This window comes from Campylobacter sp. BCW_6466 (assembly GCF_001762835.1).
GTDB classification, from domain to species: Bacteria; Campylobacterota; Campylobacteria; order Campylobacterales; family Campylobacteraceae; genus Campylobacter_D; species Campylobacter_D jejuni.
The window spans coordinates 1-7018 of record NZ_MJXO01000063.1; the positions used below are offsets into that span (position 1 = coordinate 1).

Here is a 7018-nt window from a genome sequence, read left to right on the forward strand (position 1 = left end):
CCATCTAACTCCTTACACATTTTTTCAAATTCTTGATAATACTTCCAAGAAGCTACTATATCTGGACGATGTTGCTTGATGTGAATTAGTTCTTCATCTAGAATTTTCTTTAATATTTTTTTTAATTCACTATTTTTTTTAAGGCACCATAAAATTCCATTAGTTGTTATTTTGGATTTTTTTATATGTATAAATTTTTTATTTAGAATACTTAAAAAATTATTAAAAAAGTCGTTTAGGTATTTATCATTTATAAAATTTAATAATTTAACTTCATCTAATGGGCTAACAGAGAAGCAAATATATTTTTTTATTTCATTACGAAAATTAAAGTATTTTTCTACATCTATATAATTATTTTCTTTTTCGTTTTTCAAAGTTACGTAAAATTTAATATCATTGTAGATTAATATAATAGGTAAAATATATCGAAAATGAGAACTTTTTATCTCTTCGTAAAAATCTTTATTTTCCTCTTTAGGCGGATTAAAATTTAATATTTTGGATAATTTTTTTATTGTGTTAAAGGCTTTATTAGGCATAATATCTTTCATGTCTAAATAAAATATCTGTGTATCTATACAATTTCTTATTGTTGTATAGTTAAAACTAGCAGAATTTATCCAAAATTGTAAATTGTTAAATAAAACCTTATAATCTTTAATATTTGTATACTTTACTCGATCTAAAATAACATCAATTTTGCATTCTTTAATAATATATGTATCAAAGATGTTTTGGTGAGGGTGAGCATACCAGCCATGATTTATACCATTCTTTAATCTTTCTATAGGATCTCTAGTTAAAAATAATACAGGTTGACTATAAATTCTATATAAAAATTTTTTGACTTTTTCTATATCGTTCATGCTATGAATAAAAATAAAAAAACAAGCATCACTCTTAAAAAAAGAATAGATATATTCTATGGAATTTAAGTATGAAACTACATTTAAAGATTTTTTTAAAAACAAATTCAAAGCTGAATGTCCTGATAATCCAAATCCTAAATACACAAACTTATACCCATCAGGTAAAGGTAAATTCATGTCCCATGCAAGTTTAGCAGGTATATTTTTATAATTAATTTTTTCGTTTTCATCATTTAGTTTCTTAGGATCAAGTAAAGAAGGGTAAGGATGATTTCCTTTTTTATATCTTTCATTAAAATCATCTGATAGTAACCATTCTTCTATAAGATCAAAATTTTGTATAAAATAATTAAAATTATGAAAAATATTATCTAATATAGGTTGATAATCTTGATGAATTTTTAATATATTTTTTATTCTTAGAAATTCTTTTAGGAATAATTGTTTATTATCTATCAATCCTTCAAGGATGCTAGAGCTAATCTGATCGAATTCTTTAAAAATTTCTCTAAAAATTTGAAATTCTTTTTTAGCTTTTTTAATATCATTTTTTAGTTTAAATCCACTTCCTTTGTACCAAGTTTTATCAGCTTTGATTAAAACTTCACCTAGCATATAAGATAAATGAAATTTATATCTTAAAGCTTGCTCATAATCACTACATGTTTCTAAATTTGGATATTTGAGCTGAGGAAAAACTTGTATGCTTTGTTGATAAATTTTTTGTTCTTTTTTGTGTTGTTTTTTAATTTTATAGAGTTTTTTAAATAACGTTATGTATCCCCCCCCATTGTTTGTAAAGTCAATCATAGTTTGACCGAGCTTATAAGCAAGATGATTTTTCACTCTTTCTATGGCTGAATTTGGGTTATACATGGGGTTTTCCTTTAAAAATGGCTTTGATTGGTTGTAAAGTTATAATAATCATTTGGCACACCAATATCTATAAAATAATCATCAAAAATATAAGCTTTAGCTTTTAGTTTTTCATAATTTTCTTGCAAAAATTCTTCAAAAGAAAATTTTTCCTGCAAAGCAAAATCTTTAAAAATATCTTTATCTAAAAGATAAATTCCACCATTGATTAAACCTTGCTTTTTAAATACCTTTTCCTCAAAAGAAATTACAAGACCTTGTTCATCAACATTTACTGTGGCATACCTATCAAAATCATTCATTTGCTTTAAGGCTAGGCAAATTTTACTCTCATTTAGCTTTAACTTAGTTAAATCTATGTCAAAAAAAGTATCACCGTTTAAAACATAAGCTTTATTTTTTACAAATTTCAAAGCCTCCTTTATAGCTCCACCCGTTCCTAGAGGCTCTTTTTCTATACTGTATTTTATTTTTATGCCTAAAAACTCATCTTTAAAATATTCCTTTATCACTTCATATTTATATGATGCTGCTAAAATTACTTCTTTTATACCTTGTTTTTTAAGATACTCAAAAATAAATACTAAAAAAGGTTTATCATTTATCGGTGCCATAGGCTTTGGAATGTCTTTTATAACGCTTTTAAGCCTTGTTCCTAAGCCACCACAAAGTATTATTGCTTGCAAGAAAAACCTTTACCAAAAAGCTCTTCCTCAACGATAGCACAAATAATATGTCCTATTAAAATATGCGCTTCTTGAATTCTTGGCGTGCAAGTTGAAGGCACTTTTATACAATAATCACAAAATTCATTCATCGCTCCACCGCTAGATCCACTTAAGCCTATACTTATGATTTCTTTTTGCTTACAAAGTTCTAAAGCTTTTAAGATGTTTTTACTATTTCCGCTTGTTGAAATTCCAATAAAAACGTCTCCTTTAACACCTTGAGCTTGCACTTGTCTAGCAAATAAATTTTCATAACCATAATCATTCCCAATAGCTGTTAATATGCTAGTATCTGTCGTAAGCGCAATACTTGCGATACCAGGCCTATCAAAATAAAATCTACTTACAAATTCCCCTGCGATGTGCTGTGCATCTGCTGCACTGCCACCGTTTCCTGCTAGTAAGGTTTTATTGCCATTTTTATAAGCTTTTATGACTTCTAATGAAGCATTTTTAATAAGAGTTATCAAATTCTCATCTTTTAAAATTTGCTCTTTTACTAAAATAGAATCTGTAAAATGTCCTTTTATATAGGAATTTAAATTCTCCATGATTTAACCCCCTCTTTCGTAAATGAAAAACCCTGCACATAACCTTGCTCTTTGCTTAAAGCTTTGATTAGGTTGTATTTTTTAGTAGGATCTACGAAGAAAAACATAAATCCACCTGCTCCTGCTCCACTGGTTTTGCCACTATAAGCTCCATTATCTATAGCTAGTTTATAAATTCTTTCAAGCTCATCATTGCTAACGATTTCTGAGATGATTTTTTTTGACTGCCAAGACTTGCCTAAAATTTGTACTAAAGTATCAAAATCAGCCTTAAATAAAGCTTCTTTCATCTTTATAGCATCTTGCTTTATAGCATGCATAGCTTCAAGAGATTTATCATCACCTAATTTTCCCTTTTTGTGTTCTTCTATATCTTTTGCTTCTCTTGTGATATTTGTAAAATAAAGCACGGTTCTAGCCTCAAGTTCACTTGCAATCCAGTTTTTAATGCGCAAAGGATTAACAATTACTCTTTTATTATCATAAAATTCCATGAAATTAAAACCACCAAAAGTTGCGGCATATTGATCTTGTGCTCCGCCTACTATGCCTAAATCTTCTCTTTCTATCTCATAAGCAAGTTTAGCGATTTCATATTCTCCTAAAGGTAGATTAAGCCATTCTGTAAAGGCTTTTATAACCCCTACAACCAAAGTTGAACTTCCGCCCAAGCCACTACCACTTGGCACATCTGAGTATGTATGCAAAGAAAAACTCAAAGGTTTTTTTGTAAAATCTTTTACAATGCGATTGTAAATGCTTTTAAAAATATCTAATTTTCCATCATTTTCTAAGAATTCTTTGCTTTCATACTCAGAGTAAGAATTTGTATCAGGAGAATCAAAAATGATTTTTCCATCTTCTCTTTCGATCAAAGTACAATGTATATATAAAGATATAGTCGCATTTAAAACATAACCTGTGTATTTATTGCAATATAAATTTATATCAGTCCCCCCGCCTGCTAAACCAAGGCGAAGAGGAGTTTGCGTGCGTATAGTTTTCATCTATTTAACGGAATCCTTCCTTTTTTTATCTCATCTCTCCAATGATTTAATAGATCCTCAAACATTTGTCTGGCTGGAATTTCTGGCTTCCAGTCAATAAAACTTTTGATTTTTGTATTATCAAACATTTGATAATCCGCATCAATTGGGCGTAATCTTTGCTCATCTTGTTCTACTTTAATATCTTTTCTTGTAGAAAAAGATAAGAGTATATCTATAACTTCAGGGAGCTTAAAAGCCTCTTCTCCTGCTATATTAAAAGCTTCCCCGTAAGGAACTTTTCCTTTTCGGCTTTCTAATGAAAGTAGATAATAAGCCCTTATAGCGTCACGACAATCTTGAAAGGTTCTTACACTCGAAAGATTTCCAACCTTAATAACAGGCTCTTGATAACCCGCTTCAATTAAAGCAATTTGTTTTGCAACTGTACTTTCAAAAAACACATCAGAACGTCTTGGGCCACTATGTGTTCCCATTCTTGTAACAAAAGTGCGAATGTTATAAGCTTCGCCATAAAATCTTCCCAAATAATCAGTACCGATTTTGCTTATACTATAAGGACTTGCACCGTGAAAAGCTGTTTCTTCATTAAGTTTAACACCTGCTTTTGCTTTACCATAAACTTCACTTGAAGAGCAAATATGCACTATAGGATCATAGCCATCTTTTGCCTTTAAAATTCTAATGTTTTCCAAAATATTTGCTGTGCCTATGATATTTGTTTGTAATGTTTCTATAGGTATATCAAAAGAAGTTTTTGGGTAAGACTGAGCTGCTAGGTGAAAAATCACATCAGGTCTTTTGCTCTCAAAAAGCTTTTGAAGACTAGAGTAATCATTTAAATCTGCATAAAAAATACTGATTCTATCTTTTTTATTTATCCTATCACTTAAATGATAGATATTGTCCATAGGTTCTTGCCAACGCATCATACCTATAACATCATAGTCTGTGTTTTCTAGCAAGAAATCTGCCATTTGTGAACCAACTTGCCCAGTAAATCCTGTAATTAATGCTGTTTTTTTCATGATTTATCCTATTGTCTTATATTTTGCTCTTTTAAATACCATTCATACATCATTTGAATTCCTTTTTCTAAATCAATTTTATGTTTCCAGCCTAAAGAATGAATTTTTGAGCAATCTGTAAATTTCTGCATTGCTCCATCTGGATGATTTAAATTAAAAACTAAATTTCCCTTAAATCCTACTATATTTTTGATTAATTCTGCTAATTCTTTGATAGTGATATTCTTATGCGGACCTATATTTAAATGAGTATTGATAATCTCAGTATTATCACCTTTTAAATCTTTAAAATCTATATTATTCATAATAAACAAGCAAGCGTTTGCTAAATCTTGACTATGTAAAAATTCTCTTGTCGGTTTTCCACTGCCCCAAATTTCAACATTATCCTTATCTACGCCAAATTTTTTTAAATAATTCTTAGCTTCTTCAATGGAATCAAATTTTAAATCATTTAATAAGTCCTCGTATCGCTTTTCATTTAAAAGCTTGGCTAAATGCATTTTTCTTAAAATTCCAGGCAATACATGAGATTTTTCAAGATCAAATTTGTCATTATTGCCATATAAATTTGTAGGAGTGATTGCTATAAAATTTGTATTGTATTGCAAATTATAACTTTCACAAAGCATCAAGCCTGAAATTTTAGCAATTGCGTAAGGTTTGTTAGTATACTCAAGATCTCCACTTAACATTTGCTCTTCACTAGTTGGCAATGTTGCATTTTTAGGATAAACCGTAGTTGAAGCTATGAAAAGTAGTTTTTTTACTTTATGTAAATAAGCATTATGAATAACATTGCACTCTATCATTAAATTTTGATAAATAAAATCAGCACGATAAGTATTATTAGCTAGAATTCCACCCGCTTTAGCTGCTGCTAAAATAACATATTCTGGCTTTTCTCTCTCAAAAAAATCAGCCACAGCTTTTTGATTTGTTAAGTCGAGTTCAAAATGAGTTTTAAAAACAAGATTTTTATAACCTTGTTGCTTAAGTTCATTAAGTATAGCACTACCAACAAGACCACTATGACCCGCTATGTAAATTTTAGAATCTTTTTGCATCATTTATCCTTACTCATCACTAAAATATCACGCTCTGAAAGGATAGGAGAATTTGTTGGCCAATCTATACCAATTCTTTCATCATTCCATGCATAAGTAAATTGATCATGCGCATCCATATATTCTCCTAAATAAGCACATTTATAGTAATACACTGCACTTTCACTGCTAACATAATGAGCGTTTCCAAAACCTGCTGGAACTAAAATGATTTGCTGATTATCTTGATTTATGATGAATCTTTCATGCTTCAAATAAGTTGGTGAATCTTTTCTGCAATCAACCACAACTTGATGCACTTCTCCATAGACACAAGTAGCTAACTTATAAGTTTTTGCATCGCCATGGATACCGCGGATAACATTACGTTTAGAATGTATAAATTTATCATGTATAAATTTTAATCCATTTGGCAAAAGATTATCTATAGCTTCACTTGTAAAAGCTGTCCAAATTTCACCTCTTAAATCTCTAAATTTGTTAGGAGTTATAATATACACTCCTTTTAAAATTTTTGATTCTTGTATGTCAAATTCTATTGCCATGATTATTTCCTTTCTTGATTTATTTCTCTCTTCAACCTAGGCACATCTTTAAAATAAAATTTGATATACCCCCCCCCATACCAATTTTTACTAGCCTTAATAAATTCTTCTCCTAATTTATAAGTAAAACATTCTTTTTCTTTTAAAGCTTCATTATAATCAGGATAAGATTCTAAAGGAGGTAAAGCTAAATTTGGATTTTTCTTTACTTTAAATTTATAAGCTTTTTGTTCTTGTTTATGTGAAATAACAATACTTAATATTATAAAAGGTAAAGATAGAAAACCGAATACACTTTTAGAATTTAAAATCAAAGCTTGTCCTAGTTTATAAGAAAGTTGGTT

7 protein-coding genes and 1 pseudogene are annotated in these 7018 nt (G+C 29.2%); all 8 read right to left on the reverse strand.

Annotated elements, in window-relative coordinates; genetic code table 11:
- Positions 1-1748 (reverse strand): DUF2972 domain-containing protein (locus AJ887_RS06335; RefSeq protein ID WP_070284855.1); only part of this gene is annotated, 1748 nt, incomplete at its 3' end.
- Positions 1749-1759: 11 nt separating this feature from the next.
- Entirely contained in the window at positions 1760-2434 is a 675-nt protein-coding gene (locus AJ887_RS06340; RefSeq protein ID WP_070284997.1) for a nucleotidyltransferase family protein, read from the reverse strand.
- On the reverse strand, positions 2422-3027 hold the full coding sequence (gmhA2, locus tag AJ887_RS06345; protein WP_070284999.1) for a D-sedoheptulose 7-phosphate isomerase: 606 nt from the start codon (positions 3025-3027) through the stop codon (positions 2422-2424). The genes AJ887_RS06340 and gmhA2 overlap by 13 nt, the downstream gene beginning before the upstream one ends.
- Positions 3015-4034 (reverse strand): D-glycero-D-manno-heptose 7-phosphate kinase, encoded by a 1020-nt coding sequence (gene hddA, locus AJ887_RS06350; RefSeq protein WP_070285001.1) that lies wholly within the window; start codon positions 4032-4034, stop codon positions 3015-3017. Before hddA ends, gmhA2 begins: the two co-directional genes overlap by 13 nt.
- Positions 4031-5062 carry a GDP-mannose 4,6-dehydratase gene (locus AJ887_RS06355; protein WP_070285004.1) on the reverse strand — a complete coding sequence of 344 codons (1032 nt, stop codon included), beginning with the start codon at positions 5060-5062 and terminating at the stop codon, positions 4031-4033. Before AJ887_RS06355 ends, hddA begins: the two co-directional genes overlap by 4 nt.
- A gap of 8 nt (positions 5063-5070) precedes the next feature.
- Positions 5071-6129, reverse strand: coding sequence for a GDP-L-fucose synthase family protein (locus AJ887_RS06360; RefSeq protein ID WP_070285006.1), 1059 nt, complete (start codon positions 6127-6129; stop codon positions 5071-5073).
- Positions 6129-6674 carry a dTDP-4-dehydrorhamnose 3,5-epimerase family protein gene (locus AJ887_RS06365; RefSeq protein ID WP_070285007.1) on the reverse strand — a complete coding sequence of 182 codons (546 nt, stop codon included), beginning with the start codon at positions 6672-6674 and terminating at the stop codon, positions 6129-6131. Before AJ887_RS06365 ends, AJ887_RS06360 begins: the two co-directional genes overlap by 1 nt.
- Positions 6675-6676: 2 nt before the next feature.
- Positions 6677-7018: pseudogene (locus AJ887_RS06370) on the reverse strand (alpha-2,3-sialyltransferase); the annotation flags it as partial.